Source organism: Rummeliibacillus pycnus (assembly GCF_044359855.1).
Lineage (GTDB): Bacteria > Bacillota > Bacilli > Bacillales_A > Planococcaceae > Rummeliibacillus > Rummeliibacillus pycnus_A.
In genome coordinates this window covers 1,122,531-1,146,433 of the sequence record NZ_CP132291.1, presented here as the reverse complement: position 1 = coordinate 1,146,433, position 23,903 = coordinate 1,122,531, and the positions used below count along the sequence as shown (strand labels likewise).

Sequence of the window (23,903 nt, the reverse complement as noted above, 5' to 3'; positions counted from 1 at the left end):
AATAAAATGACCGATTTTATCAGAATGAATACTACAAACTTAGTAGGAGTTCGACGCAATCTTCATCTGATACAAATTCCAAAAACGCTATTAATAGTAGGAGGAAATATAATGTTGAAAGTTCAAGTGAAAGAAACTGATGAAAGTTTAGTGGAAGATCTAAAAGTACTTCAACCAGAAAAGAAAAAGACTGTTTACCAAACAAAAAATTTGAATCTATGGTACGGTGAGCAACAAGCATTAAAAGATATTAATCTTGATATTTTTGAAAATGATGTTACTGCTATAATTGGACCATCTGGTTGTGGTAAATCGACATATATAAAAACATTAAATCGCATGGTAGAACTTGTTCCAATTGTTCGTACTACTGGAGAAATCGTATATCGTGAACGTAATATTCTAGATAAAAGCTATAGAGTAGAGGAATTACGCACGAAAGTAGGGATGGTTTTCCAAAAACCGAATCCATTTCCAAAATCAATCTATGACAATATAGCTTATGGACCTAGAATCCACGGTGTTAAAAATAAAAAAGTATTAGATGAAATCGTTGAGAAAAGTTTACGAGGAGCAGCTATTTGGGATGATGTAAAAGATCGTCTTAACCAAAGTGCATACGGACTTTCTGGTGGCCAACAGCAACGTATTTGTATAGCACGTTGTTTAGCTATCGAACCAGATGTTATTTTAATGGATGAACCAACATCAGCACTTGATCCTATTTCTACTTTAAAAGTGGAAGAACTTGTACAAGAACTTAAACAAAACTATTCCATTATTATCGTAACGCACAACATGCAACAAGCTGCACGTATTTCCGATAAAACAGCATTCTTTTTAAATGGTGAAGTAATTGAATTTGATGATACAAATAAATTATTCTCAACACCATCAGATAAAAGAACAGAAGATTATATTTCTGGACGATTCGGATAAGGAGGAAATAGAATGACACCTCGTGAAAAATATGATAAAGATTTAATTCGTGTGCAAAATCTGTTAGTAGACCTTTGTGAACGTTCAATTCAAGCATTTGAAAAATCACTAGAAGTACTATTTGGAAAAAATATTGATGGAGCTCTTGTCATTATCGAGCAAGATCGCTTTATCAATCGTCTGGAAGAACATCTGCACGATGAAATTATCTTATTAATTACAAAGCAACAACCCGTTGCAACAGACCTACGTCGATTAGTTTCTATTATAAGAGCTGCTCAAGATATGGAACGAATTGGTGATTATGCTGTTAATATTGGAAAAGAAACGATTCGAATAGGAAAGAACCCCAATCCTTATCCTGAAAAACAATTGCGTGAAATGGGGCAATTAACTATTACGATGCTAAAAGAAATGCTAGACGCATTTGTTCAAGAGGATATCGAGAAAGCAAAAGAAATTGCTCTTCGAGATGATCAAATTGACCGTTATTATGGCGAAACGATGACGGCAATCGAACAAATGGCTTCAACTGAGAATGCAAGTAGTCAGGCAATTCAATTAGCATTAATTTGCAAATATATCGAAAGAGCAGCAGACCATGCAACGAACCTTGCCGAAGCATTATTCTTTATCGTACAAGGTAAACGATTTGCCCTAAATTCATAAAAAGGAGTTATCCAAAAAAATTTTTGGATAGCTTTTTTTATTTTAATAAATCAATTTCATATTGCAAAATTCATCTAAAATAATGGAACAGTTAATGACATCCAATTTTATTCATCTTTTTACTTTTGACGGCGAATCCACGAAAATGCATTCGTATTTCTTTCGTGCTATGTTAATTCATTGAGGTAGTCCTACGGGAAAAGCTTGAGCTGAAAGTCCCGCAGGAACGTAGAAAAGGCACAGAAAAAGTAAAAATAGGCGAAAATTGATTATAAAAATCTTGTATTGCTATATTATTATGATGAAAGTTAATGAAATGAAAAATATAATTTAAAAAAGAGCAAGCAAATCGCCGAAATGAGCAAATAATATACAAGTTCAATTGTATTCATTAGCATAGCTATATAAATACTCCATCATTAATAACTTCAATTGAAAAAGATGTTTCACAAGTGGATTCTTTCACTTATGAAACATCTTTTTTCTATTTTGCCTTAGTAATAATTTTTAATATTTCTGCATGGGTCATATCTGATGTAAGTTTATAATCACCAATCTGTATGTCTTTTGCTTCATTTTTATTAATAATATATCGTTCGAATTCCGCATCGTCTTTTACAATGCCACCAGTTTTCAATGCTTTACTAACCTCTGCAGTACCCATTCCTCTTTTTATCATCAAAGTATATGTTTTTACACTGTCTTTTTTAGTTGTTTGATCTGTTTTTAAGTTATTATAATCAGTTTGAATTTTTGCTAATTGTGCTTTTGCATCAGCAGCTTCTGCTTTTAAAGTAGCAAGTTCTGCTTTCTTAATAACAACAGTGCCTTTTTGATCAGAATTTGTTGATTTTATAGTAGTCTTTGTACTTGCAGACGTGTTTTGATCGAAATGATTATTAATCGCTAAGATAGCGCCTGCGAAGAAAATGCCTATACCAAATGAACGCAATGAAGACTTCATCATAGGCTATAGCCCCCAGAAGCTATGATGGCTTTTACTTGATCAGATGATAGGGCAGAGCGATTACTTATTTCATCTGTGTTATAGCCTTGTTTATGTAAAGTTAGAACTTGGCTAATCAAGATTTGATGAATGCCATTAATGCCTACTTTCGCGTTTGGCTTTGGACTTACTTTCTTTTTTTGTTTTGCAAAAGTTTGTGGCTCAATTAATAATTCTTCTTCTACTACTTTTAAACGACGTTTTAATTGGTGTGCCTCTTGATAAAAGTTAAGGGATAATTCTTCAACATCTTTTTCTAATTGTTTTGATTGATTTCCGACAAAAAAGGATGCAATGATGATGAGAATCCCAACAATAATCAAAATGAGCGATAAGTCCATTTTCATTCACCTCATGATGGATATATAGTTGTATATTTAATTGTAACATATCAAATTCTAATTAGAAATGACAGTAGATTTTTTCGCAATATATGATATAATGGTCTAGTCGTATAAATCATGCTCACTAAGACATTTTATTCTTTATATAGAGTGGGAGGGATAACAATGCGCGTTAATATTACATTAGCTTGCACTGAATGTGGCGAACGTAACTACATTTCAAAGAAAAACAAACGTAACAATCCAGAACGTCTTGAATTGAAAAAATATTGTTCTCGTGATCACAAAATGACACTTCACCGTGAAACGAAATAATGCTCATTGCCAAAACCCTTTGTGGTTTTGGCTTTTTCCATTTTTAGAGAAAAAGGAGTGAAAGACGTATGCATAAAAAAGAACTTCGAAAAATAATAATGAATGATTTAAAAAAACTTTCACAGTCTACTTATAACGAAAAATCTAAACTTATACATAAACAACTACTTCAAGAAAAAGCTGTAAAAAACGCAAACATCATTGGTATTACACTTTCTGCATTTCCAGAAGTGGAAACGTGGACCTTAATCGAAACATTATGGAACGATGGAAAAAAGGTTGTTGTACCGAAATGCGAACCTAAAACAAGAATGATGACATTTTATGAAATTACGTCTTTTGAACAACTAGAGAAAGTTTACATGCAGCTTTCAGAGCCGATTCCGCATTTAACAGCTAAAATTACTAAAGAACAAATTGATTGTTTAATTGTACCGGGCCTTGCATATGATAGACAAGGTTTCAGACTTGGATTCGGTGGTGGTTACTATGATCGATTTTTGTCGAATTTTAAGAATCCAACGATTTCTTTGGCGTTTCTAATGCAGGTAGTTGAAAAAATCCCGACAGATGATTATGATGTACCTATTGAAAAAATTATCACTGAAAATGAGATAATAAAATGTAAGTGAATTGAAAGGGGGCTTATTTACCCTTGGAGACAGTATATGATGTTATGCAGTTTTTAAAACGTTTCGGTACGTTTGTTTATACCAAAAATCGTATTGGTGATTTGCAACTTATGGAAATGGATTTAGTGGAACTATATAAAGGTGGTATAATCGAATCACAAGAATTCCAATCAGCTCGCCATATTTTGAGAATGGAAGAATTGAGATTAGAAAAAGAAGCAAAGATGAAAGATTAATAAGTTTTTTTTTTACAATGAAACCTTCTGATGATGAATTCGTTTATATAGGGGTATCCATTAATATAGATTTACGATTTTAATGAATGTGTAACAAAATTGTTGCGTTTTTGTAAAAAAAGGATTAATATGAATTTTGTTTCTTTCATTTATGAAACTAAAATTGTAACGAAAGAAAGTAGGAGGATGTTAGGAATGAATCTCAAAAAACTACCTAAACATTCAATATTGGTGATTGCAATCGTCACCACTTGGATTAAGACATATATCACTTATCAAACAAGTTTTGATATGAAAATTGAAAATGCAATGCAACAATTCATATTAATTATCAACCCGCTTGCATTCTTGTTATTTATATATGGGATTTCGTTATTCTTCAAAACAGCAAAAGTACGAAATCGCTATATGATTACAGTAAGTATTATTTTATCAATAGTCAATTATGGTAATGTAGCATTTTATAGATTCTTTAATGACTTTATAACATTACCAGTATTGTTCCAAACTAGTAACTTTAGTGATTTAGGAAACTCTGCAGGATCTTCAATGTATTGGACGGATATCTTCTATTTCACTGATGTCGTGTTATTGATATTAGCTGTTAAATTCTTGCCTGTTGCAAAAGAAGCATTTGTTGTTAAACCAAATATGCGTCGCACATACTTTGTATTATCTTTTGCAATGTTATTCTTAAACCTTGGCCTTGCGGAAACTGAAAGACCACAATTATTAACACGTAGTTTTGACCGTGAATTATTAGTAAAGAATATTGGTACTTACAACTATCAGTTATATGATGTTTTCATTCAATCAAAATCACATGCACAACGTGCTTTGGCTGATGGTAGTGAATTAACAGATGTAACAAACTATGTTAAATCTAACCAAGGTGAAAATAACAAAAAAACCTTTGGGGTTGCCAAAAAACGTAATGTAATTATCGTTTCACTTGAATCTACTCAAAACTTTGTGATTAACAATAAGGTTAATGGTCAAGAAATTACGCCGTTCCTTAATAAACTATCAAAAGATAAAGATACATTCTATTTTGATAATTTCTATCATCAAACAGGTTTAGGTAAAACATCTGATGCAGAGTTTATTATTGAGAACTCTTTATATGGTACAGGACGAGGCGCAGTATTCTTCACAAACAGTGGAAATACATTCAACTCTATGGCAGAAAAACTAAATGGTAATGGCTACTATACTTCTGTACTTCATGCAAATAATAAAAGTTTCTGGAATCGTGATATGATGTATCAAGCATTAAATATCAAACATTTCTATGATGTAGATTCATATAAAGTAACAGATGCAAACTCAGCTAACTGGGGTCTAAAAGATATTCCATTTATGGACCAATCGGTTAACATTATGAAAACAATGCCACAACCTTTCTATACACGAATGATTACATTATCTAATCACTTCCCATTCACATCAGATCCAGAAGATCAATTGATCAAACCTTATACTTCTGATGATAATACTGTAAATCGTTACTTCCAAACTGTACGATATACAGATGAAGCGATCAGAGAATTGTTTACAGATCTAAAAAAAGCTGGTCTATATGATAACTCGATTATCGTTATGTATGGTGACCACTATGGTATTTCTGAAAACCACAACAAAGCAATGGCTCAATATCTAGGTAAAGATTCAATTACGCCATTTGACTCTGCTCAACTTCAAAAAGTACCATTCTTTATCCATATTCCGCATTCAGGAGTAGGTAAACAAATGCATGAAGTTGCTGGCCAAATGGATGTACGACCAACAGTTTTACATTTACTTGGTGTTGATACGAAAGACGACTTGCAAATGGGTACTGACTTATTCTCTAAAGACCATAAGGATTTCGTAACATTCCGTGATGGTCGATTCGTAACAGATAAATTAGTTTATGCTGGTGAAGTATGTTACGATAAGAAAAATGGTGAAAAAACAGATATATCAAAATGCCAACCTTACATTGATCAATCAAACAAAAAACTAGAATACTCTGATAAGATTATCAATGGTGACTTGCTTCGCTTCTATGATAACGAAACAGGGAAAACAAAATAGAATTAGATAAATGATATATTATTGACCACATGGCTTTTAATAGCTATGTGGTTTTTTATTTATGAGATGAAGTTTTTCATTTCTCTTGACATAAAAAAATTTTATTAGAATGATAGCTTTTTATATAATTAATCGTATAATAGAATAGCTAGAAAGGATGTGGCAACGATGAAGAAAATTGCATTTCTATTACTTATTTCTGCCGTTTTCCTTGCTGCATGCCAACAACAAAACTTAAATTCAAAGGACGAACAGAAGCAGTCTGAAAAGAAATCAATAGAAACTGTAAAAACAATATCGAATGTTGTTCCTTATCGATTAAAAACAGATGAACTACATAGTGTTGTTGGATTCTTATCTGAAATTGAAGTTCTTTTTATTAAACAGGATCAAAAAGGAGAACACTTAGTTAGATACAATTTATTAACGGGGAAAAAGAAAACAATCTACTCCACTAATGACGACATTATACAAGCGTTCATCCATCCTAGTATGAAGCAAATACTTATTCAAACAGCAAGTAACGAAAAAAAAGCAAAAGTCACGATACTTTCGGTCGAGGGGAAACCATTACATCATTTTGAAGTTACATCGTCAGAGTTATCAATTGTATGGAATCCTAATAATGTAGACTTATTAGCATTTGCGTCATTTAGTGATAACTTTTCTTATAAAAGTTATGTCTTTGAAAGTAAAAAAGAGCAGCTACATGAATTTCAATCAGAAAATCCATTTTGGGTATGGTTAACAGATGATACTTTATGGATGAATAGAATGAGCAACAACCCTCTAAACGGCGGGACTTTGTCAAAAGTTGACTGGAGAAATAATAAAGAAACACCATTATCTAATCATCAAGTAGTTTATATGAATAGTTATAAACAATCCACATTAATTGTTTCAATGGATTTCAAACGTGAGGAGTTTCAGTATGTATTACAAAAGGGAACGCAAAAGCAAGTATGGGAAACACCTGCTGTTACCAATTTCTCGCAATGGTTTGTACCTGAAGTGCAATGGTTAGATGATCAATCAATTATTACATTATTACCGACAAAGAGTGGTAAAATAGATGAAGAAGAAAATCCATTTCAACTTGTACACACCTCAATTCATGGTGTTCAACAAATAGGTGAAATGAAAAATTATGAACCCATTGTCTGTTCTTCAAAAGGTAGTGTGTGTCTAACCGGTTATAACTATGAAAAAGTATTCACAACCAAGAAATTTAAGGTAAAAGACTGGCTATTGCTTCAAGGATAGAAATACCATTAATTATATAAATACCTCATTTAAATAGTGAAAACTATTGATAATTGGGAATTTTCAGATTAAAAAAGGATATCCAAAAGAGGATATCCTTTCTCCTACCAATTTTCAATTAGTGATGAAGGCTTGGTGGAAAACCTTGATGTAGGACAGTCATTACTACGAACCATCCAAACACTGCGAATGCCGCGAAGTTAAAGATTATTCCAAGAATAGCTTTTTCTTTAAGAGCTTGCACAGTGCCGACAAGACCTAGGATAGCTACTAGGCCAAAAATAACCATTAATAAGTTCAATAGAGACACTCCTTTCGACATCAGAAAATGAATGCCGTAAGCATTATTCCTTCTCTATTGTAATTCTATTTCCAGCTTTTGTCGAGAATAAAAAGTGACGGAAATTCGAAAGTACTTGAAAATAATAACTTTTATATATGACAATACCTGACAGATTTCTGTGTCATTAGAAAGACTCACAAGATAGTAGCCAACTGTATTTTTATCTGTATAATGAAGAAGAGGTGATGAAAGTGTTGAATATACGTACATATCCGCTTGGACCTGTTCAAGCGAATTGTTATTTAATAAGTAATTCGAATAAGGAATGTTTGGTAATTGATCCTGGAGGTGAGGGTGATAAACTTGTGCATCAAATAAGAGTACTTAATTTGAAGCCAATAGCTATTTTATTAACACACGCTCATTTTGATCATATTGGTGCTGTAGATGATGTTAGAAATACATTTAAAATACCAGTGTACTTGCATAAAAAGGAATCAAAATGGTTGCAAGATCCTATGAAGAATGGATCTGGACGGTATGCAGAAATTCCTAATATTCAAATTGAGCCTGCTGACTACTTAATTGAACAAGAACAAAGACTGGAGCTTGCTAATTTTACATTTGACATTTTGTACACTCCAGGCCATTCACCTGGGAGTATTACATTTTTATTTGAAGATGAAGGCTTTGCGATTGTAGGGGATACACTTTTTGAAGGTAGTATTGGACGCACTGATTTAGAAGGTGGGGACAGTAAACAACTTTTAGAATCCATCCATAATAAATTATTAGCGCTTGATGAGGAAACTATTATATACTCTGGTCATGGCAATCCAACTAGAGTTGATATTGAAATGGAACAAAATCCATTTTTAAATGGATTCTAATAGAGTAGCACCTGAACTTACATTTAGGTGCTATTTTTTTATATATTTGATCTAATAATTTAACACCCTCTACTTAAAATAGGTATGTTATTGTTTACTCTCTTGGCAAACGTTTAAAACCTATGAAACTCAAAAAGGATTTATATCCAATTTTGTTATTGTGGAGCGAAAGACGGCGACTCCTACGGGAAAAGCTTGAGCTGAAAGCCCCGCAGGAACGAAGTGACGAGGAGATTGAAGCCAAGCCCGTGGAAAGCGCCGTCTGTAGCGGAACATCGATATCTAAATATGGAAAAGTTAGTATGTTGAATGTTCGTATTTAAAAATCAAAAACGGATTTATGAAATTGATTCAATTACAAAAATTAATATGATGTATTAAATGAAGTACATAAAAAATAGTAATTCAATTTATAGATAAAAACCGTATCCACGAGATGGATACGGTTTTGAAATCAATAATAAAGTTAAAAATCGCAAAAAAAAGAGGCTTTATAGGCCTCTTAAGTAGAAGATATTAATCTTCATCTAGGGGATGTTTTCTCACCATATATAAATGGGAGGGATAAAGTTAAGCTACTAATATATCATATACGACCATTTTTACTATGTCAATAGTGAAAACTGTATAAAAGAAAAAAGACAGCCGTTTGACTGTCTTTTTTAACTATTAATGTTCTAAACCTGGGACGTGAATGAATGTAGTCCAGTACGTGAAACCAGCAAAGAATACTGTTAAGTAAGCACCGAAAATGTACATATACATACGTTCTGTTAGGTTTAAAAAACCTAATAGAAGGAAAAATCCTGTATTAGCTAAGAATAATAGCGAAACCTCTTTCATATCACCTAAATAAAACATAACTGCGAAAATACCTGTCCAGAAGCCAAGCACCTTATACATATTATCCATGTACGATTCCCTCCTTTTCGACGACACAATAATCTCATAATCATTATAAATGATTATATTGATACATGTAAACCGCAAGTTAAAAGACTTTGTGACAATGCAGTGTAATATTTCACAAAGTCTTACCAGATATTATATTATACGTTAATTCTATAAGTACAGTAATCACAACTATTAGTCATACTTTCAATCTGCACAAAATCTTTGACATCGAAAAGCGTATCGAATTGACCTTTTAAGTAGGATTCGTGTAAATCGCAAACAAGTGTTGAATGCTTTTGTATTTCATTATTATATGGGCAATTATAAACTGCAAAAGATATTGTCTTACCATCTGGCGTCTCTTTAATTAAAGGTACATAACCGATTAATGATGCTGCTTCAGTAATCAATTCTAATCTTTCATCAAATGTAAGTTGAAGTCGATCTTTACCGTGGCTTAAGACAAGTTTTTCCATGTCTTCCGAACCCTTTTTATAACAAATTTTCTTGCCTACATTATTTGCTTCTTCACCAAATTCTGTTAGAATTTCAAGAGCCCATTCAAGTAATTCATCGTAATTTCTTTTTGGAAAAGATAATGTAACGCCTTTTTCTTCAGCTTTATATCTACGTCCAGGTCGCCCACCCTTACCAGTCTTTTCATATTCTGAGCTGATTACTGCAATTTCAGTTAGTTTTGTTAAATGAAGTCGCGCTACATTAGGGTGAATATGAAAGCGGTCAGCAATATCTTGAACAGAAAAAGATTTCTTTTCCTGTAACATAAATTGGTATATAGAGAATCTAGTTTCATCAGATAAAGTACTTGTAACTTTTAGTGAATTTAACATGTAATCTCTTCACCTCCTATTTGAATACTATTATTATAAAGCAATAATTCAATTGTAGCAGTAGAAAAAAACTTTTCTTCAATTAAATGTGATTTTTTTGTGGAAATTTAATGAAATTCATCCAAATACATGTAGTACTGTTGTCTAATTAAGGGAAATAGCACTATGAGAAAAAGTAGAACAGGGAAAATGTGATGAATATCAATTGAAATAAATCCTTTCATTTCCAATATAGACCATGTATAATGTTTTTAACAAGTAAAGAGCGGTCATTACTTGTATGGTTGAGAGGAGGTACAATGTCATTTACTGAAACAATTATCGAACAAAAATCGGTGCAACTATTACAAAAAGCTTTGCAATTTGGTGCATCAGATTTACATCTCATGCCTACAAATAATCAATATGAAATTTATTATCGAAAGTTTGGGCAGCTAATATCGGCTGGTCACCTTCCCCTTGATATTGGAGATCGTATGATTTCCTATTTGAAATATTTATCCTCTTTAGACATAAGTGAAAAACGCAAACCCCAAAGTGGCTCATTCGAGCAAAAATTCAATGAACAACAAATTTCTTTTCGTGTTTCTACCTTACCTTCTGTTTTTTTAAGAGAAAGTCTAGTAATAAGATTAATGCTCCAAAATCGAACATTACCAATATCAGAATTAAGTGTATTTGTTGATTCTGCAAAACAATTAGTTCAACTTGTCGAACAGCCACAAGGAATATTATTTGTGACAGGTCCAACTGGTTGTGGCAAATCCACTACACTCTATTCATTAATTCATCATCTTGCAACAAACTTTCAAAAACACATTATTTCTTTGGAAGATCCTGTGGAAAATAATCAATCACATTTGTTACAAATCCAAGTAAATGAAAGAGCTGGAGTAACTTATGCAGTTGGTTTAAAAGCAATATTGAGACACTCGCCAGACGTTATTATGATAGGTGAAATAAGAGATAGAGAGACGGCACAAATTGCGATCGAAGCAGTACTGACGGGTCATTTAGTGGTTACGACTATTCATAGTAAAGATACAGTTGGTTGTTTATATCGATTATTAGATTTAGGTATTTCACTTGAGGAGTTAAAACAAACTGTATTAGGTGTCGTAGCACAACGTCTCGTTCATTTAACATCAGACCAAAAAGCCTCGGCAGTATTTGAAATATTATCAGAAAGTTGTTTAGAAAAAGCATTTGAAGCAATAGAAACAGGCAAGTCATATAAACTTCCGTCTGAAAAAACGCTAGAAGGTCAGATAGCAAAGGGGGTAAGATTTAGTGCAATTACCCTTAATCCAAAAGAAAGATTGGATGGATAAGCTTTTTTTAAAGAGAAAAATTCAATTGAAAGAACCTGCACAGTTATTAAAAAAGATGAGTGTGTTATTGGATGAAGGATATACATTTTCGGATTCTTTATTCATGCTTATGCCCCATCATTTAAAAAGTAAGTCAGAAATGGAAGATGATATTTTAAATCAGTTACGCAATGGTGCATCAATGACAGATGTATTAAATGTATTAGGCTATCCTAAAATTTATCTAATGACAATTTTAGTGGCCGAGCAGCACGGTAAAACTGTACAAGCATTAAAAACAGTTGCAAATCAGTTAGAAAAAAAGATACAGAACAGGCAACGTCTAATTAAATTGATGACATACCCAATTGTCCTTTTCCTATTTCTAATTGTCTTATTTTTAGCCTTTAGAACATATTTCTTACCTAATATGTCTTTTATGATAAATAACCGCTCAGCAGAAGGGAATTTAGATTTAACATTGTCTGCCTTATTTTTGCATTTACCAGATTTTATAATAGTACTGGCAATTGGGGGATTGGGCGTCTTAATTATCATCTGGCGTTGGCTATGTAAAAAAACAATTGAAGAACAAATTCGTTTTTTAATGAAAATACCTCTGGTCAACCGACAATTTAAATTACAAATTACTAGGCAAATATCTTATGAATTAGGTGGTCTCATAGAAAGTGGTATGCCGATGCAAGAAGGACTTGATATTCTACAAAAGCAGTCGCTACAACCTTATTTAGCAAAGATTGCAGAAATAATTCAAAATAGGATTGTCTATGGAGATTCACTATCTACAGCTATAGAAAGAGAGAACTTTTTTTATAAAGGATTCTATGCACATGTTATTCATGGTGAACAAGGGGGAAATCTTGGGCGCGAACTACAAATTTATAGCGAATTTCTAACTGATCGAACAGAAAATAATGTTCAAAGGGTATTAGCTCTTGTGCAACCTCTACTTTTTGTCATTATTGCACTTTGTATTTTAGGAGCTTATCTTGCTATTTTACTACCAATGTACGAAATGTTGGAACTTGTTTAAAAAGGAGCGGACTATGATATTAAAACAAAACAATCAAAAAGGATTTACTTTAATCGAGATGTTAATTGTGTTGTTTATTATTTCAGTTCTGATTTTAATAGCCATTCCAAATGTAACAAAGCACTTCACAACAGTTGATAAGAAGGGCTGCGATGCCTACGTCAAAATGGTACAGGGACAAGTAGAGGCTTATCGCATTGATTTAGGACAATATCCGACGTCGATATCAGAATTAGAAAATAAAGAATATTTAAAAGCAAGTGATTCAAAAACATGTGAAGGGAAAACAATTACGATAGCAGATGGAAAAGTTGACGTTTCAAACTAAATGTCATAGTAACAATCAGAAAGGTTTTACTCTTATCGAGATGCTACTTGTTTTGGCGATTACAATGTTCATTTGCACAATCGGTATTAGTGTGGGAAAGAAACAGTTAGATCGACAAATAGAAAATCGTTTTATAGAACAATTAAAATTAGATATCGAGCTGACGCATGCGATGTCATTTCGTTATCAAGGTGCTGCAAGTCTATACGTATTTGACAAGATTGGAGAAATTCAAGTTTATGTACCTCAAATTAGTACGGTTAAACCTATTGTTGTTAGAAAATACCCGGAAAATATTGCATATCGGTATTACAGTACGTTAGATCATGTGATTTTCACGGAAAGACAAACGGTTAGTAGAGCAGGGACGATGACATTTTCTGTGAATGGAAGAAAAGTAGAGCTGATTGTATATCTAGGTGAAGGAAGGGTGAAAATTGTCCAATGAACGTGGGCACTCGTTGCCGGAATCATTATTGACACTTGTTATTTTGATCCTCATTTTTGGAACATTATTGCCATTCTATTATCATCTAGAGACATCCCTTTACCAAAAAAAGTTGAGTTTACATGCCGCAGAAGCGGCATTATATGCAGCTGGTAACATTAAAAAGCTTCAAAAATATGAAGGACAAATAACAATTGATGGCGTCACATATTACTGGGAGGGGGACGAGTTTCAAATTTGTATCCAATACTCAGGAATTCAAAAAGAAACACTATGGGTCAATACAGACTCTTAAACAATAAAGATGAACGTGGGTTTACATTATTAGATGCATTATTACAGTTGATGATTTTAATTTGTTTTGCTCATTTCTTTCTGTTGTTTTTTATTTGGTGTAGCCATAAAAACAATGGAATGTTTAATACTGAAGAATTACAATGGGAACTATTTTCTTTTCAATTGCAAAAAGAGTTAACCTATACGAAAGATTTTTATCGTAGAACTTCATATCATATTCAGTACTCATCAACGAGAGGAAATTTAGGCCTAAAACAAGCGTCTGGGGAATTAAGAAGGGAAGAAGGTTATCAACCTTTACTATTTGGCGTTTCAATGGTCAACTTTGAATATGCCAACAATAGATTAAATACAACGGTAAAATTTATGAATGGTAAAGAAAGGAGTAGAGAATTTATTGTGCCGAATTCTAAAGAATGAGCAAGGCTTTATGCTTTTAACGGCTATGATTTTTTTGTTTTTTGTCACAAATCTAATGATGGCGGCGAGTTTTGCTTATGATTCACACTATCGAGCATATGATGCCTTACGAATTGCTGCAATCGATCAAACGAAGCTAGTTTTAAACTCAATTCAGGAAGAAAGTGAGAAGTCAAATTGAAATCTAAAACTTCTTATTCGAAATGACTTGCAAATGTTGACATAATGTTCTAATTTTCTTTTATTTCTTCTCATCATTGAATGATTTATTGGAATCGACTAGTGTTCATGCTACTATTAATAAAAAGTGATATAAAGTTGTAAGGTAGTCGTAAGTCATAAGAAGGTGAGAAGATGAGAAAAGTTTATTTAGTGGGCTATATGGGCAGTGGGAAAAGTGCAATCGGAAGAAGACTTAGTTATTTTCTAAGAATGCCTTATTACGACATGGACAAAGAAATCGTGAAACGGGAAAAAATGACAATTCCAGAAATTTTCGAGCAAAAAGGAGAAGCATATTTTCGTAAAATAGAGACGGAATTTTTAAAAGATTTTCGTGATGAATTTTGTATTATTTCAACTGGTGGCGGAGTTGCAGTGAATGCAGAAAATCGAAAAATTATGAGACAAACTGGATTAGTATTATTTTTAGACGCAACATTCCCTGATATTTGGAAAAGAATCCATAAAGACAAAAATCGCCCTATTGTCCAACGCTCGACTAAACAAGAATTAGAAGATTTATTTTATCAGCGAAGAAAATGTTATAAGAGTGCAGCACACATAAATATCCGTACAGAAGGTCGTTCATTGAGACAGATTGTTGAGTATGCTGCATTCCAAGTTACAAGGTTGAAAGGCGAATAATAATGATGCTTGTGTGTTATATTGTTCGTTTTTAAAACATTTTTCATAAAGTTATTGCATGTTATCACTTTCAATGTTAGGATATAGTCAAGCAATCCTGTTATAGAACATTGATATGAAAATAGTACCAAGATTTTTCTTGGGCGGATGATTGTACGGGGAGAGAACGCTATGTAGCGTCGCCGAAGGAGCAAATAGTGAGTGCTGTGAATCTCTCAGGCAAAAAGACTCGTACGGGACGCAACTCTGGAGAGAGCTACTTTATGTAGCCACCAAAGAGGCCAGCCGTAATGGTTAAACTTTCAGGTGCAAGGACAGAGAAATCCTTAAATAGGGTTTCTCTGTCCTTTTTTTGTGAATTGATGATTAGGAGGAAGAAAAATGACGACAGAATTAAAACAAACACCATTATTTGATTCTTATGCGAAATATGGTGGTAAAACAATTGATTTTGGTGGTTGGGATTTACCCGTGCAGTTTTCCTCTATCAAGGCAGAACATGAAGCAGTTCGTACAAAAGCGGGCTTGTTTGATGTTTCGCATATGGGAGAAATATTCGTAGAAGGTTCAGAAAGTTTAGCGTATTTGCAAAACCTTGTAACGAACGATGTTTCAAAGGTAGCGATTAATCAAACACAATATACAACAATGTGTTATGAAGATGGCGGAGTTGTAGATGATTTACTAATCTATAGACTAGAAGAAAATCGATATTTACTAGTTGTAAATGCAGCAAATATAGAAAAAGACTTTGATTGGATGAAAAAACAGGAAATTGGAGACGTGAAGATTACGAATTGTTCAGATGAATATGGACAATTAGCGCTTCAAGGACCACTTGCAGAAGAAGTATTGCAATCCTTAACAGAGACTAATCTTAAAGAAATTAAACCTTTCCGCTTGCAACAACATGTTTCAATTTGTGGATTTGATACGCTTATTTCTCGTACAGGCTATACAGGGGAAGATGGTTTTGAAATTTACGCATCTGAAGAAGCAGTCGTTGCTCTATGGGATCAAATTTTAAAAGCTGGTGAACCAAAAGGTGTGATTCCATGTGGTTTAGGGGCACGTGATACATTGCGTTTTGAATCATGCCTTCCTCTATATGGCCAAGAATTATCAAATACGATTTCACCTCTGGAAGCAGGTATTAATTTTGTCGTGAAACTTCAAAAAGAAGATTTCATTGGAAAAGCAGCTTTACTTGATCAAAAAGAAAATGGTGTACCACGAAAAAGTATTGGTATAGAAATGATTGATAAAGGTATTCCTCGTCATGGTTATAGAGTTTTTAAAGGAGATGAGGAAATAGGTGAAGTGACAACAGGAACACAATCACCGCTTACAAAACGTAATATTGGATTAGCACTTGTGAAAAGTGAATTTGCTGAGGTTGGCCAAGAATTAGAAATTGAAATTCGTAACCGCCGATTAAAAGTGATGACAGTTGAAACACCTTTTTATAAACGTCAAAAATAAGGAAAAGAAGAGAGGTATTATTGCAATGAAACATCGGTATTTACCAATGACTGAACAAGATCAGCAAGAAATGTTAAAGGTGATTGGCGTATCATCAGTTGATGAATTATTCGCAGACATCCCAGAAAAAATTCGATTTAAAGGTGATTACAAGATAAAATCTGCTAAATCAGAATCAGCGTTATTAAAAGAATTGGCACAACTTGCAAAACAAAATGCAAATAGTGACGAATATGTATCCTTCTTAGGTGCAGGTGTATATGATCACTACAAACCGGTTATAGTTGACCATGTCATTTCTCGATCAGAGTTTTACACTGCGTATACTCCATATCAACCTGAGATTTCTCAAGGTGAATTACAAGCTATCTTTGAATTTCAAACAATGATTGCTGAACTTACTGGAATGGATCTTGCAAACTCTTCCATGTATGATGGTGGCACTGCACTTGCAGAAGCAGGAATGTTAGCTGCAGGTCAGACACGTCGTAAAAAACTTTTAGTTTCAGAAGCGGTACACCCAATCGCACAAGATGTTGTGAAAACATATGCATATGGTCAATCTATTGAAGTAGTAACTGTTCCATTAAAAGATGGCGTTACTGACTTAGAAGCTCTTGAAAGATTAATAGATAAAGACACTGCAGGAGTAATGGTGCAATATCCTAATTTCTATGGACAAATTGAAAATGTCCAAGCGATATCAGATGCTATTCATGCAGTAAAGGGATTATCTATTATTTCGGCAAACCCATTATCATTAGCAATTCTTACACCTCCAGGTAAATTAGGTGCTGATATTACGGTTGGAGATGCTCAACCTTTTGGTATTCCTGAAAGCTTTGGTGGACCTCACTGTGGCTATTTTGCAACAACAACAAAATTAATGCGTAAAGTACCTGGCCGTTTAATCGGTGAAACAGTTGATGAAGAAGGCAGAAGAGGATATGTACTTACGTTACAAGCGCGTGAACAACATATTCGCCGTGAAAAAGCAACTTCTAATATTTGTTCTAACCAAGCATTAAACGCTTTAGCTGCTTCTGTTGCAATGACAGCACTAGGTAAAAAAGGTGTTCAAGAAATGGCAAAACAAAATATTCTTAAGACTCATTATGCGAAGGTAGCTTTCGAACGTGCAGGCTTTGAAGTAGCTTTCCAAGGATCGCATTTCAATGAGATTGTTGTAAAAGTAAAAGAGTCAGTAGAAGCTATAAATGAAGCTTTATTTGAAAAAGGAATTATTGGTGGCTTTGATTTAGGCAAAGTTAGTCCGGAATTTGAAAATCATGTACTAATCGCGGTTACTGAACAACGTACAATAGAAGAAATCGATGCACTCGTGCAAGAAATGGGGGCTCAACATGCATAAGGAAAATCAACCACTTGTATTTGAATTATCTAAAGAAGGTCGTGTAGGCTATAGCTTACCAGATTTAGATGTACCCGAATTAGAACTATCAAGCATTTTACCATCTGAATTTATTCGCGAGGAAGAAGCGGAATTACCGGAGCTTTCTGAATTGGATATTATGCGTCACTATACAGCATTGTCTCGTCGTAATCATGGTGTGGATTCTGGGTTTTATCCATTAGGTTCTTGTACGATGAAATATAATCCGAAAATCAATGAATCTGTGGCACGTTTCTCAGGATTCGCCAACATTCATCCATTGCAAGATGAAAAAACAGTTCAAGGTGCACTTGAATTAATGTATGATCTGCAACAACATCTTATTGAAATTACAGGGATGGATGAAGTAACGCTTCAACCAGCAGCTGGTGCTCATGGAGAATGGACAGCATTAATGATGATTCGTGCATTCCATGAAGCAAATGGTGAACATGAACGGACAAAAGTGATTGTACCTGACTCTGCGCATGGTACAAATCCGGCATCTGCTTCCGTTGCAGGTTTTGAAATAATAACAGTTAAGTCTGATGAAAATGGTTTAGTTGACTTAGAAGATTTACGTAGTGTCGTAGGTTCAGATACAGCAGCTTTAATGTTAACAAACCCAAATACATTGGGCTTATTTGAAGAACATATTCTTGAAATTGCTGAAATCATTCACAGTGTTGGCGGTAAAGTATACTACGATGGCGCAAACTTAAATGCTGTTATGTCTAAAGCACGACCTGGCGACATGGGCTTTGACTGCGTACACTTAAACTTACACAAAACATTTACTGGCCCGCATGGTGGTGGTGGTCCTGGCTCTGGCCCAGTTGGAGTAAAAGAGGATTTGATTCCGTACTTACCAAAACCAGTACTTGTAAAAACTGAACAAGGCTATCATTTCGATTATAATCGTCCACAATCTATTGGTCGTGTGAAACCTTACTTTGGTAACTTTGGTATTAATGTTCGTGCATACACTTACATTCGCTCAATGGGACCAGACGGCTTAAAAGCTGTAACAGAAAATGCAGTTATTAACGCAAACTACATGATGCGTCGTCTTCAACCATATTATGAATTGCCATATAATCGTCATTGCAAGCATGAATTTGTATTAAGTGGAAGTCGTCAGAAAAAGCTGGGTGTCCGTACACTTGATATTGCGAAAAGACTGTTAGACTTTGGTTATCATCCACCAACAACTTACTTCCCATTAAATGTGGAAGAAGGGTTAATGATCGAACCAACCGAAACAGAATCTAAAGAAACATTAGATGCTTTCTGTGATGCAATGATTCAAATTGCCAAGGAAGCAGAAGAAACACCAGAAATCGTGCAAGAAGCACCTCATACGACTGTTATTAGCCGTCTAGATGAAACACGTGCTGCACGTCATCCAGTATTGAGATATGAAAAAACTTCAAATCTTGTTGAAGCGTAATTTCAGGATGTAAAATGAGTTAACAAGAATGCTTTAGAATTTCTAACAATTTCATGACAAAGTAAAATGCACTGCAGTCTAAATTGGATTGCAGTGCGTTTTATATTTTAATTATAAAATCTTAGGATTTAGTTAGCTTCAAGATTTTTCATAGAATAATAATAAGGGATTTACTATGAAATTAACGGAAAATTATTTGGAGTTTCTTCCTATTATATATGTTCAGGAAATGATGTGGGAAATAAAACGTTCAGTGCCTTGCTAAAAGTCTATCAGGGAAAAATTTTGTAAAAAAAGAAAGCCATTTCGTAATTGAAACGACTCTCCTTAATTAGAAGAAACTATTTTACTTTAATTTTACCGTGCCAGTTTTTGTAACCGCCTTCTAATTGATAAAGTTCATTATAGCCCTTTTTCTTTAAGAATAAAGCAGCACGTGCACTACGACCAGCATTTTGGCAGTATAAGTATACTGGTTTATCTGGACGAAGCTCATGATATCGATTACGAATTTGGGTTGTAGGTAAATTACGTGCCCCTAAAATATGTCCACCTTCAAATTCTTTTAATTCACGAACATCGATTAATTGTGCTTTACGATACCCTTTTTTAAATTCTTCTTCATTTAGAGTTGTAACTGCTTTTTTTAAGCGTAATGCATTAATAAGCGCGTAAATAATAATTACAACTAGGATGATTAATATTGTATATAACCAGCTCAAGATGACTTACCCCTTTCTGTCTATAAATAATATTATAAAAGAAGAACTAGCGATAGTCCAATGACTTTGATAAAATAGAAAAGTTGATATAAAAGGGGGAAGATAAAATGAAAACAAAATGGTATTTTATTAATTCAGGTCCTTGTAGCCCAGCTTATAATATGGCTCTAGATGAAGCGTTACTACATTGGCATAGCAAAGGCCTTATCCCACCAGTCATTCGTTTTTATGAATGGAATCCTGCGACACTTTCAATTGGTTATTTCCAACGAGCACAAAAAGATATTGATTTCGATCAATTACATAAATTAAATTTAGGGTTCGTAAGACGCCCAACAGGTGGACGAGCAGTCTTGCATGAACATGAACTAACGTATAGTGTTATCGTTTCAGAAAATTATCCTAACATGCCTAAGACGGTCACAGAAGCCTATAGAGTAATCAGTGAAGGGTTATTGTTAGGCTTTCGCAATTTAGACTTAGACGCTTATTTTTCTGTGCCTGATTCGGAAGAAAAAAGAGATATTTTGAAAAAACCAAAAAGTGCAGTTTGTTTTGATGCACCAAGTTGGTATGAACTTGTCGTAGAAGGTAAAAAGGTTGCAGGTAGTGCACAAACTAGACAAGAGGGCGTAATTTTACAACATGGATCAATTTTAATTGATTTAGATGATGAAAAATTGATCTCTGTTTTCAAATTTCCATCAGAAGCATCAAAAGAGCGTATGCGCAAACATTTACCACAAAAAGCGATCGCAATTAATCAATTAGCAAAACGTAAAGTAGATGTCGAAGCATGTGCTGAAGCGTTCCACAAGGGATTTGAAGAGGCACTAGATATTGAGTTAGTACCTTACGAATTGACACAAGAACAACAAGATTTTGTTGAAAATCTTGCAAAAACACGTTATGAAACGGACGAATGGAATTTTAGAAAATAATAGGTTTTTAGGCTTATTTTTTGTGATAAAAAAACCGAAAATACCTATGAATCGCGATATAACAACGTTTTTTTCTAAAAAAGCTCTATTTGCTTTTCCAATCAATATATAGTATCGTATTTAATTGTATAAATACTATATATTGTGTTTTGCTATAAGAAATAGGGAGGCGGATGGTATGGTACTTGCATCGCAGCATCATAATCAGACAATCGACATTAAACAACTAAACAAAGACATTCAACAATTTCCTCAAGTTCATCCAATCACAGAGGACATGCATTTAACGCACAAAGGTGTTTCTCGACTTGTGATGATCGACCGTTATTCTTTCAAAGATACTGAAAAGAAAACGTTAAAAGTTGGGGATTTTGTTGTTTTAACAGTAAAAGCAGATCCTAAGTTTCCTGCTCGTGGACTTGGCTATATCGTTTCAATCGATGAAGTAAACAAAAGAGCAAAAATTCTAATCGAAGATGACTATCGTAGTGCAATCGATGATCCAGAAGAACTATCTGAAGGAATTGTTACTCGCTCACTAGACGTCATTGAAAAGCCTCTAGAAGTTTTTTACGAACAAATAGCAAAACGTAATGCAACGGGATTAGCATCTGTCGAAAAGACAGAAGAAAAACGTAAAGAATGGTTTCAAAAGTTTTATAAACAACTTGTAGGTCTGAACTTCATCCCAGCAGGACGTGTTATTTACGGAGCGGGATCAGATACTGATGTTACGTACTTCAACTGTTATGTTATGCCATTTGTGGCAGATTCGCGTGAAGGGATAAGTGATCACCGCAAACAAGTAATGGAAATCATGAGTCGCGGTGGTGGTGTTGGTACAAATGGTTCAACATTACGACCACGCAATACATTAGCTCGTGGAGTAAACGGCAAATCATCTGGTTCTGTATCATGGCTCGATGATATTGCGAAATTGACACATCTCGTGGAGCAAGGTGGATCACGTCGCGGAGCACAAATGATTATGCTATCATGTTGGCATCCTGACATTTTTGAATTTATTATTTCTAAAATGCAAAATCCACGTATTTTACGATTCTTAATCGAAAATACAGCAGATGAAGAAATTAAGCGCTTAGCAAAAGAAAAACTACAATTCAAACCTTTAACAGAGCAAGAAAAAGCGATGTATCAAGGTATTATCAATTATAAATCCATCCCCGGTTTCGGCGGCTTCAATGAAGCCATCTTCAAAGATGCTGAAACAAAATTACGTGATGGTGGTACTTATAGCGTAAACAATCCAGAATTCTTAACAGGTGCTAATATTTCTGTTACATTGACAAATGAATTCATGGAAGCAGTTGAAAGTGATGCAGAATTTGATTTGCGTTTCCCATCAGTTGAAACTTACGATGCAAAAGAGATGGCAATCTATAACAATGAATGGCATGAATGTGGCGATGTTCGTGAATGGGAAGAAAAGGGACATGCTGTAAGCTCATATCGTAAAATCAAAGCACTTGAGCTTTGGAATTTGATCAATATTTGTGCTACTTACTCAGCTGAACCAGGTATTTTCTTCATTGACAATGCCAATGAAATGACAAATGCTAAAAGTTACGGACAAAAAGTTGTTGCTACAAATCCATGCGGTGAACAACCATTAGCCCCATATTCAGTATGTAATTTAGCTGCAGTTAACTTAGCTCAATTTGCACAAAAAGATACAAAAACTGTTGACTTTGAAGCGCTTAAAGAAACAGTTCGTGTAGGTGTGAGAATGCAAGATAATGTAATTGATGCAACACCTTACTTCTTAGAAGATAACCGTGTTCAAGCTTTAGGTGAACGTCGTGTAGGTCTTGGAGTTATGGGGTTAGCAGATTTACTAATCTACTGCGAAAAAGAATATGGTTCAGAAGAAGGTAATATTTTAGTAGATGAAATCTTCGAAACAATCGCAGTTACTGCATATGAAGCATCTACAGAACTTGCAAAAGAACGTGGTAGCTTCCCGTTCTTGATCGGTAAAAATGAAAAAGAAACTGCTGAACTTCGCAAACGTTTCACAGAAACAGGCTATATGAAGAAACTGCCAGAACATATACGTCAAGCTGTTCTTGATGGCGGTATCCGCAACTCACACTTATTAACGGTAGCTCCAACTGGCTCAACAGGAACAATGGTTGGTGTTTCTACTGGTTTAGAACCTTACTTCTCATTTACTTACTACCGTAGTGGTCGTCTAGGTAAATTCATCGAAGTAAAAGCTGATATTGTTCAAGAATATTTAGCGGCACATCCTGAAGCGGATGAAGCAAACTTACCAGAATGGTTTGTCACTGCAATGGAATTAGCTCCTGAGGCCCATGCAGACGTACAGTGTATCATTCAACGCTGGATTGATAGCTCAATTTCGAAAACAGTAAATGCTCCTCGTGGCTATACTGTCGAACAAGTTCAAAAAGTGTATGAACGTTTATACAATGGTGGTGCAAAAGGCGGTACAGTATATGTTGACGGTAGCCGCGATTCACAAGTATTAACTTTAAAAGCAGAAGAAAACAATATGGATGAAACGATGCAAGAAGAAAAAGTAATTGAAAAACGTCCAGTTGTTTTAGTGGATACAATCCAAGATTTACGTTCTACAAATGTTACGATTGGATCTGAAGTGGGGAATACTTGTCCGGTATGTCGTAAAGGTACAGTCGAAGAATTAGGTGGCTGTAATACTTGCACAAACTGTGGTGCCCAATTAAAATGTGGTCTATAAGATAAAATAGAAAAAATCCAAGTGTGTAGTGATACATACTTGGATTTTTT

At 34.2% G+C, this 23,903-nt stretch carries 28 protein-coding genes and 1 riboswitch; of the genes, 21 read left to right on the top strand and 7 right to left on the bottom strand.

What is annotated here, in order from left to right; translation table 11 throughout:
* Positions 1–111 precede the first annotated feature (111 nt).
* Positions 112–939 carry a phosphate ABC transporter ATP-binding protein PstB gene (pstB, locus tag Q8X41_RS05730; protein WP_397539293.1) on the top strand — a complete coding sequence of 276 codons (828 nt, stop codon included), beginning with the start codon at positions 112–114 and terminating at the stop codon, positions 937–939.
* A 12-nt stretch (positions 940–951) separates the two neighbouring features.
* Entirely contained in the window at positions 952–1,608 is a 657-nt protein-coding gene (phoU, locus tag Q8X41_RS05725) for a phosphate signaling complex protein PhoU (protein ID WP_397539292.1), read from the top strand.
* 484 nt (positions 1,609–2,092) lie between these two features.
* Here phoU and Q8X41_RS05720 read toward each other — a convergent pair whose 3' ends face one another.
* Both Q8X41_RS05720 and Q8X41_RS05715 read right to left on the bottom strand, forming a co-directional pair.
* Positions 2,093–2,575: a hypothetical protein gene (locus tag Q8X41_RS05720; RefSeq protein ID WP_397539291.1), complete on the bottom strand. Its 483-nt coding sequence runs from the start codon at positions 2,573–2,575 to the stop codon at positions 2,093–2,095.
* Positions 2,572–2,955 carry a hypothetical protein gene (locus Q8X41_RS05715; RefSeq protein WP_397539290.1) on the bottom strand — a complete coding sequence of 128 codons (384 nt, stop codon included), beginning with the start codon at positions 2,953–2,955 and terminating at the stop codon, positions 2,572–2,574. The genes Q8X41_RS05720 and Q8X41_RS05715 overlap by 4 nt, the downstream gene beginning before the upstream one ends.
* 168 nt (positions 2,956–3,123) lie before the next feature.
* Here Q8X41_RS05715 and rpmG point away from each other — a divergent pair, with 168 nt between their 5' ends.
* From rpmG to Q8X41_RS05695, 4 genes are all read left to right on the top strand, one after another.
* Positions 3,124–3,273, top strand: a complete 150-nt coding sequence (gene rpmG, locus Q8X41_RS05710; protein WP_066786565.1) for a 50S ribosomal protein L33 — start codon at positions 3,124–3,126, stop codon at positions 3,271–3,273.
* Positions 3,274–3,341: 68 nt separating this feature from the next.
* On the top strand, positions 3,342–3,905 hold the full coding sequence (locus Q8X41_RS05705; RefSeq protein WP_397539289.1) for a 5-formyltetrahydrofolate cyclo-ligase: 564 nt from the start codon (positions 3,342–3,344) through the stop codon (positions 3,903–3,905).
* A gap of 23 nt (positions 3,906–3,928) precedes the next feature.
* Positions 3,929–4,141 carry a YqgQ family protein gene (locus Q8X41_RS05700; protein ID WP_397539288.1) on the top strand — a complete coding sequence of 71 codons (213 nt, stop codon included), beginning with the start codon at positions 3,929–3,931 and terminating at the stop codon, positions 4,139–4,141.
* A 195-nt stretch (positions 4,142–4,336) separates the two neighbouring features.
* The gene (locus tag Q8X41_RS05695; RefSeq protein WP_397539287.1) at positions 4,337–6,217 is read left to right on the top strand and encodes an LTA synthase family protein; all 1,881 of its coding nucleotides are present in this window, start codon (positions 4,337–4,339) and stop codon (positions 6,215–6,217) included.
* A 128-nt stretch (positions 6,218–6,345) separates the two neighbouring features.
* On the opposite strand, the gene Q8X41_RS05690 is transcribed toward Q8X41_RS05695, so the two are convergent.
* Positions 6,346–6,495 carry a hypothetical protein gene (locus Q8X41_RS05690; RefSeq protein ID WP_397540206.1) on the bottom strand — a complete coding sequence of 50 codons (150 nt, stop codon included), beginning with the start codon at positions 6,493–6,495 and terminating at the stop codon, positions 6,346–6,348.
* Here Q8X41_RS05690 and Q8X41_RS05685 point away from each other — a divergent pair.
* A complete protein-coding gene (locus Q8X41_RS05685; protein WP_397540205.1) occupies positions 6,494–7,480 on the top strand; it encodes a hypothetical protein in 987 nt (328 codons plus the stop codon). The genes Q8X41_RS05690 and Q8X41_RS05685 overlap by 2 nt on opposite strands.
* Positions 7,481–7,598: 118 nt before the next feature.
* Here the strand turns inward: Q8X41_RS05685 and Q8X41_RS05680 are convergent, their stop codons facing one another.
* Positions 7,599–7,781 (bottom strand): DUF2759 domain-containing protein, encoded by a 183-nt coding sequence (locus Q8X41_RS05680; protein ID WP_397539286.1) that lies wholly within the window; start codon positions 7,779–7,781, stop codon positions 7,599–7,601.
* A 233-nt stretch (positions 7,782–8,014) separates the two neighbouring features.
* On the opposite strand from Q8X41_RS05680, the gene Q8X41_RS05675 reads away from it, so the two are divergent.
* Entirely contained in the window at positions 8,015–8,653 is a 639-nt protein-coding gene (locus tag Q8X41_RS05675; RefSeq protein ID WP_397539285.1) for an MBL fold metallo-hydrolase, read from the top strand.
* Positions 8,654–9,322: 669 nt separating this feature from the next.
* Here Q8X41_RS05675 and Q8X41_RS05670 read toward each other — a convergent pair.
* Both Q8X41_RS05670 and Q8X41_RS05665 read right to left on the bottom strand, forming a co-directional pair.
* Positions 9,323–9,565, bottom strand: a complete 243-nt coding sequence (locus Q8X41_RS05670; RefSeq protein WP_397539284.1) for a DUF2626 domain-containing protein — start codon at positions 9,563–9,565, stop codon at positions 9,323–9,325.
* A gap of 137 nt (positions 9,566–9,702) precedes the next feature.
* The gene (locus Q8X41_RS05665) at positions 9,703–10,398 is read right to left on the bottom strand and encodes a helix-turn-helix transcriptional regulator (RefSeq protein ID WP_397539283.1); all 696 of its coding nucleotides are present in this window, start codon (positions 10,396–10,398) and stop codon (positions 9,703–9,705) included.
* 299 nt (positions 10,399–10,697) lie between these two features.
* Between Q8X41_RS05665 and comGA the strand changes: the two genes are divergently transcribed.
* The 11 genes from comGA to gcvPB all read left to right on the top strand — a co-directional run bounded on the left by comGA (position 10,698) and on the right by gcvPB (position 19,447).
* Positions 10,698–11,729: a competence type IV pilus ATPase ComGA gene (gene comGA, locus Q8X41_RS05660; RefSeq protein ID WP_397539282.1), complete on the top strand. Its 1,032-nt coding sequence runs from the start codon at positions 10,698–10,700 to the stop codon at positions 11,727–11,729.
* Positions 11,689–12,762 (top strand): competence type IV pilus assembly protein ComGB, encoded by a 1,074-nt coding sequence (comGB, locus tag Q8X41_RS05655; protein WP_397539281.1) that lies wholly within the window; start codon positions 11,689–11,691, stop codon positions 12,760–12,762. The genes comGA and comGB overlap by 41 nt, the downstream gene beginning before the upstream one ends.
* 13 nt (positions 12,763–12,775) lie before the next feature.
* The gene (comGC, locus tag Q8X41_RS05650) at positions 12,776–13,090 is read left to right on the top strand and encodes a competence type IV pilus major pilin ComGC (protein WP_397539280.1); all 315 of its coding nucleotides are present in this window, start codon (positions 12,776–12,778) and stop codon (positions 13,088–13,090) included.
* Positions 13,074–13,538: a competence type IV pilus minor pilin ComGD gene (gene comGD, locus Q8X41_RS05645; protein ID WP_397539279.1), complete on the top strand. Its 465-nt coding sequence runs from the start codon at positions 13,074–13,076 to the stop codon at positions 13,536–13,538. The genes comGC and comGD overlap by 17 nt, the downstream gene beginning before the upstream one ends.
* Positions 13,528–13,833, top strand: coding sequence for a hypothetical protein (locus Q8X41_RS05640; RefSeq protein ID WP_397539278.1), 306 nt, complete (start codon positions 13,528–13,530; stop codon positions 13,831–13,833). The genes comGD and Q8X41_RS05640 overlap by 11 nt, the downstream gene beginning before the upstream one ends.
* Entirely contained in the window at positions 13,812–14,255 is a 444-nt protein-coding gene (gene comGF / locus Q8X41_RS05635) for a competence type IV pilus minor pilin ComGF (RefSeq protein ID WP_397539277.1), read from the top strand. The genes Q8X41_RS05640 and comGF overlap by 22 nt, the downstream gene beginning before the upstream one ends.
* A 10-nt stretch (positions 14,256–14,265) precedes the next feature.
* A complete protein-coding gene (locus Q8X41_RS05630) occupies positions 14,266–14,436 on the top strand; it encodes a hypothetical protein (RefSeq protein WP_397539276.1) in 171 nt (56 codons plus the stop codon).
* A 173-nt stretch (positions 14,437–14,609) separates the two neighbouring features.
* Positions 14,610–15,122: a shikimate kinase gene (locus Q8X41_RS05625; RefSeq protein ID WP_397539275.1), complete on the top strand. Its 513-nt coding sequence runs from the start codon at positions 14,610–14,612 to the stop codon at positions 15,120–15,122.
* A gap of 147 nt (positions 15,123–15,269) precedes the next feature.
* Positions 15,270–15,363: riboswitch (glycine riboswitch) on the top strand.
* A 140-nt stretch (positions 15,364–15,503) separates the two neighbouring features.
* Positions 15,504–16,604 carry a glycine cleavage system aminomethyltransferase GcvT gene (gene gcvT, locus Q8X41_RS05620; RefSeq protein WP_397539274.1) on the top strand — a complete coding sequence of 367 codons (1,101 nt, stop codon included), beginning with the start codon at positions 15,504–15,506 and terminating at the stop codon, positions 16,602–16,604.
* A gap of 25 nt (positions 16,605–16,629) precedes the next feature.
* On the top strand, positions 16,630–17,976 hold the full coding sequence (gcvPA, locus tag Q8X41_RS05615; protein WP_397539273.1) for an aminomethyl-transferring glycine dehydrogenase subunit GcvPA: 1,347 nt from the start codon (positions 16,630–16,632) through the stop codon (positions 17,974–17,976).
* Positions 17,969–19,447, top strand: coding sequence for an aminomethyl-transferring glycine dehydrogenase subunit GcvPB (gene gcvPB, locus Q8X41_RS05610; RefSeq protein ID WP_397539272.1), 1,479 nt, complete (start codon positions 17,969–17,971; stop codon positions 19,445–19,447). Before gcvPA ends, gcvPB begins: the two co-directional genes overlap by 8 nt.
* 341 nt (positions 19,448–19,788) lie before the next feature.
* On the opposite strand, the gene Q8X41_RS05605 is transcribed toward gcvPB, so the two are convergent.
* Positions 19,789–20,169, bottom strand: a complete 381-nt coding sequence (locus tag Q8X41_RS05605; protein WP_397539271.1) for a rhodanese-like domain-containing protein — start codon at positions 20,167–20,169, stop codon at positions 19,789–19,791.
* A 107-nt stretch (positions 20,170–20,276) separates the two neighbouring features.
* On the opposite strand from Q8X41_RS05605, the gene Q8X41_RS05600 reads away from it, so the two are divergent.
* Positions 20,277–21,110: a biotin/lipoate A/B protein ligase family protein gene (locus tag Q8X41_RS05600; RefSeq protein WP_397539270.1), complete on the top strand. Its 834-nt coding sequence runs from the start codon at positions 20,277–20,279 to the stop codon at positions 21,108–21,110.
* A 178-nt stretch (positions 21,111–21,288) separates the two neighbouring features.
* Complete coding sequence (locus tag Q8X41_RS05595; RefSeq protein WP_397539269.1) at positions 21,289–23,853, top strand: vitamin B12-dependent ribonucleotide reductase; 2,565 nt, start codon at positions 21,289–21,291, stop codon at positions 23,851–23,853.
* Positions 23,854–23,903: the final 50 nt, after the last annotated feature.

Coding starts and splice junctions, on each gene's coding strand:
- gcvT (WP_397539274.1), top strand. CDS start 15,504: ATGACGACAGAATTAAAACAAACACCATTATTTGATTCTTATGCGAAA.
- comGF (WP_397539277.1), top strand. CDS start 13,812: ATGGGTCAATACAGACTCTTAAACAATAAAGATGAACGTGGGTTTACA.
- Q8X41_RS05715 (WP_397539290.1), bottom strand. CDS start 2,955: ATGGACTTATCGCTCATTTTGATTATTGTTGGGATTCTCATCATCATT.
- phoU (WP_397539292.1), top strand. CDS start 952: ATGACACCTCGTGAAAAATATGATAAAGATTTAATTCGTGTGCAAAAT.
- gcvPA (WP_397539273.1), top strand. CDS start 16,630: ATGAAACATCGGTATTTACCAATGACTGAACAAGATCAGCAAGAAATG.
- Q8X41_RS05665 (WP_397539283.1), bottom strand. CDS start 10,398: ATGTTAAATTCACTAAAAGTTACAAGTACTTTATCTGATGAAACTAGA.
- comGA (WP_397539282.1), top strand. CDS start 10,698: ATGTCATTTACTGAAACAATTATCGAACAAAAATCGGTGCAACTATTA.
- Q8X41_RS05595 (WP_397539269.1), top strand. CDS start 21,289: ATGGTACTTGCATCGCAGCATCATAATCAGACAATCGACATTAAACAA.
- pstB (WP_397539293.1), top strand. CDS start 112: ATGTTGAAAGTTCAAGTGAAAGAAACTGATGAAAGTTTAGTGGAAGAT.
- Q8X41_RS05630 (WP_397539276.1), top strand. CDS start 14,266: ATGCTTTTAACGGCTATGATTTTTTTGTTTTTTGTCACAAATCTAATG.
- Q8X41_RS05600 (WP_397539270.1), top strand. CDS start 20,277: ATGAAAACAAAATGGTATTTTATTAATTCAGGTCCTTGTAGCCCAGCT.
- Q8X41_RS05695 (WP_397539287.1), top strand. CDS start 4,337: ATGAATCTCAAAAAACTACCTAAACATTCAATATTGGTGATTGCAATC.
- Q8X41_RS05670 (WP_397539284.1), bottom strand. CDS start 9,565: ATGGATAATATGTATAAGGTGCTTGGCTTCTGGACAGGTATTTTCGCA.
- Q8X41_RS05625 (WP_397539275.1), top strand. CDS start 14,610: ATGAGAAAAGTTTATTTAGTGGGCTATATGGGCAGTGGGAAAAGTGCA.
- Q8X41_RS05705 (WP_397539289.1), top strand. CDS start 3,342: ATGCATAAAAAAGAACTTCGAAAAATAATAATGAATGATTTAAAAAAA.
- comGC (WP_397539280.1), top strand. CDS start 12,776: ATGATATTAAAACAAAACAATCAAAAAGGATTTACTTTAATCGAGATG.
- Q8X41_RS05720 (WP_397539291.1), bottom strand. CDS start 2,575: ATGATGAAGTCTTCATTGCGTTCATTTGGTATAGGCATTTTCTTCGCA.
- gcvPB (WP_397539272.1), top strand. CDS start 17,969: ATGCATAAGGAAAATCAACCACTTGTATTTGAATTATCTAAAGAAGGT.
- rpmG (WP_066786565.1), top strand. CDS start 3,124: ATGCGCGTTAATATTACATTAGCTTGCACTGAATGTGGCGAACGTAAC.